General features: G+C 71.4%; 5 protein-coding genes. 4 read left to right on the top strand and 1 reads right to left on the bottom strand.

All coding sequences use genetic code 11. From position 1 onward, the window contains the following. The 4 genes from ribA to VGT06_07325 form a co-directional block, all read left to right on the top strand. Nucleotides 1-589: GTP cyclohydrolase II (gene ribA, locus VGT06_07340; protein ID HEV8662933.1), on the top strand; the 589-nt coding region annotated here is incomplete at its 5' end. Nucleotides 590-597: 8 nt separating this feature from the next. Continuing rightward, complete coding sequence (ribH, locus tag VGT06_07335; protein HEV8662932.1) at nucleotides 598-1071, top strand: 6,7-dimethyl-8-ribityllumazine synthase; 474 nt, start codon at nucleotides 598-600, stop codon at nucleotides 1069-1071. 7 nt (nucleotides 1072-1078) lie between these two features. Next, complete coding sequence (gene nusB, locus VGT06_07330) at nucleotides 1079-1510, top strand: transcription antitermination factor NusB (protein ID HEV8662931.1); 432 nt, start codon at nucleotides 1079-1081, stop codon at nucleotides 1508-1510. Beyond that, nucleotides 1507-1971 carry a M17 family peptidase N-terminal domain-containing protein gene (locus VGT06_07325; GenBank protein ID HEV8662930.1) on the top strand — a complete coding sequence of 155 codons (465 nt, stop codon included), beginning with the start codon at nucleotides 1507-1509 and terminating at the stop codon, nucleotides 1969-1971. The genes nusB and VGT06_07325 overlap by 4 nt, the downstream gene beginning before the upstream one ends. A gap of 51 nt (nucleotides 1972-2022) precedes the next feature. On the opposite strand, the gene fabF is transcribed toward VGT06_07325, so the two are convergent. After that, nucleotides 2023-2955 (bottom strand): beta-ketoacyl-ACP synthase II (gene fabF / locus VGT06_07320; protein ID HEV8662929.1); only part of this gene is annotated, 933 nt, incomplete at its 5' end.

The following is a 2955-nucleotide window of genomic DNA, read 5'->3' as shown; positions in this document are numbered from 1 at the left end:
CAGCACCCCCCTCCCGACGCGGGCCGGCCCCTTCACCGCCCGCCTCTACCAGAGCCAGGTGGACGGCAAGCACCACCTCGCGCTGCTCCGGGGGAGCCCCACCCCCGACCGGCCCACCCTCGTCCGGGTCCACTCCGAGTGTCTCACCGGGGATGTCTTCGGGTCGCTCCGGTGCGATTGCGGGGCGCAGCTCCAGAAAGCCCTGGAGACCATCGCGGCGGCGGACCACGGGGTCCTCCTCTACATCCGCCAGGAGGGGAGGGGGATCGGGCTGGCGAACAAGTTCAAGGCGTACGCGCTGCAGGATGAGGGTCTGGATACCGTGGAGGCGAACGAGCGGTTGGGATTCCAGGCCGACCTCCGCGAGTACGGCATCGGCGCCCAGATCCTGGCGGACCTGGGCTGCGGCCAGATCCGCCTCCTCACCAACAACCCCCGCAAGATCGTGGGCCTGGAGGGGTACGGGCTCAGGATTGTGGAGCGCGTGCCCCTCACCACCCCCCCCACCCCCGAGAACCGCCAGTACCTCCACACGAAGCAGGAGAAGCTCGGGCACCTGCTCGAGTCGCTCCGCGAGGGGGCTCTGTGAGGCCTGACCTGCCCGCCCCCGTCCGAGGATCCCTGGACGCCAGGGGTCTGCGATTCGGGATCGTGGTGAGCCGGTTCAACGAAACCATCACCCAGCGCCTGTATGCCGGGGCACTGGACGCCCTCGCGAAATACGGCGCCGAGGAGGGACAGGTGGTGGCCCTCCAGGTCCCGGGCGCCTTCGAGCTGCCGGTGGCTGCCCTCCGGCTCGCCCGGAGCGGACGGGTCCATGCGGTCGTCGCGCTGGGGGCAGTGATCCGCGGGGAGACCCCGCATTTCCAGTTCGTGGCGGAGGGAGTGACGGTCGGCCTGACGCACGTGGCGCTGCTGACGGGGGTGCCGGTCGCCCTCGGCGTCCTCACCTGCGACACGGTGGCCCAGGCGGAAGCCCGAGCGGGGGCGGGGGCAGCGAACAAGGGCTACGAGGCGGCCTGCGCCGCCCTCGAGATGGCGCGCCTCTTCCGCGAAGCCCCCGCGCCCTGAGGGACCCATGGGCGGGCGACGAAAGGCGCGGGAGTGCGCCCTGTTGATCTTGTTCCAGCGGGAGTTCCGGCCGGAGCCCCTGGACCTGCTCTGCATCCAGTTCTGGGAAGAGCACCCGGTTGCCGAGGGGGGCCGGCACTACGCGGAGGCGCTGGTCCGTGGGGTGGCGGAGCACGCCGAGGCCATCGACGCCGCCATCGCGGGGGTTGCCGAGCACTGGGCCTTCGATCGCCTCGCGCTGGTGGACCGGAACATCCTCCGGCTGGCGGCGTACGAGCTCCTCTTCCGCGAGGACATCCCTCCCAAGGTGGCCATCAATGAGGCCATCGAGCTGGCCAAAGCCTACGGCGGCGAAGAATCGGGGCGCTTCGTGAACGCCCTGCTGGATGCCTTGCGGAGTCGCCCCGGCCCGACCGCCGGGGAGGTCCGGACCCCGTGACGCCCCTCCTGGTGGCCGATCCGCTCGAGGCCGTCGGGGCCGACCTCCTGATCCTTTGCCACTTCGAGGATATCCCGGTTCCCCGAGGCTGCCTCGCCCTGGTGGATTGGGCCCTGGGCGCCGCCGTTTCCCGCCTGAGCCTTTCGGGTCGCTTCGTGGGGGGGGTGGGTCGTACCGCCCTCCTGAATGCCGGCGGCAAGTTCCCCACGGAACAGATCGCGCTCGTGGGGATGGGCCGGGCGGCCGGGCTCAGCTCCGCCGCGCTCACGGAGGCCGGGCGAACGGCGGCGATCCTGGCGGCAGGCCTCCGCTGTCGCGAAGTGCTTGTCGCCCTCCCCTTCCACGCCCTGCCCGGCAGCGATCCCGCCGCGCTGGCCAAGACGTTCGAGCAGGGATTCGCCGCCGCCGGCCCGCCCGTGCCCCCGTCCCTCCGCTTCCTGGATCCGGCCGTCGCCCCCTGAAACACCGCGCGCCCGGCCGGACGGCCGGGCGCTGCGGCCTGCCCGCCCCCGCTACTCTTCCGCCTTCCGGAAAACCAGCGTGGCGTTCGTCCCCCCGAACCCGAAAGAGTTGGAGAGGGCGACCCGGATGGCCACCTCCCGGGGCTTATTGGGCACATAGTCCAGGTCACAATCCGGATCCGGGGACTCATAGTTGATGGTGGGGGGGACGAGCCCGTGGCGCAGGGCGAGCACCGTCGCGACGGCCTCGACCCCGCCGGCAGCCCCCAGCAGGTGCCCGGTCATGGACTTCGTGCTGCTGACGGCCAGCCGGTAGGCGTGCTGGCCGAAAAGCCGCTTGATGGCCTGGGTCTCGTTGCGGTCGTTGTACGGGGTCGAGGTCCCGTGGGCGTTGATGTAGTCGATTTCCTCGGGCCGCACCCCCGCGTCGTGCAGGGCCGCCTGCATGGAGCGCGCCGCCCCCTCCCCTTCCGGGGCTGGGGCCGTGATGTGGTGCGCGTCGGCCGACATCCCGTAGCCGATGAGCTCGGCCAGGATCGGCGCCCCTCGCTTGACCGCGGTCTCCAAAGCCTCCAGGACGACGACCCCCGCTCCCTCTCCCATGACGAACCCGTCCCGGTCCTTGTCAAAGGGCCGGCTGGCCCGGGCCGGGTCGTCGTTGCGGGTCGAGAGGGCCTTCATGGAGGCGAACCCCGCAATCGTGAGGGGGAGGACGACCGCCTCCGTCCCCCCCGCAATCATGGCGTCCGCCTCCCCCCGCTGGATGATCCGGAACGAGTCCCCGATCGCGTGGTTGCCCGTGGCGCAGGCGGTGGAGACGCACGAGTTCGGCCCCCGGGCCCCGTAGATCATGGAGACCCAGCCGGAGGCCAGGTTCGTGATGATGGCCGGGATGAAGAAGGGGCTCACCCGGCTCGGCCCCCGCTCGAGCAACCGCTTCTGCTCCTCCACCAGCATGGGGAGGCCGCCCATGCCCGTCCCGAT

Origin of the sequence: Candidatus Methylomirabilis sp. (genome assembly GCA_036000645.1) — a bacterium.
Taxonomy (GTDB): Bacteria; Methylomirabilota; Methylomirabilia; order Methylomirabilales; family JACPAU01; genus JACPAU01.
Note: the sequence above shows the minus strand (reverse complement) of the source record. Positions and strands in the feature narration are given on the sequence as shown.

What these genes read in the sequence shown, in the direction of transcription:
- nusB (HEV8662931.1), top strand. Translation starts at nt 1,079, where the DNA reads ATGGGCGGGCGACGAAAGGCGCGGGAGTGCGCCCTGTTGATCTTGTTC.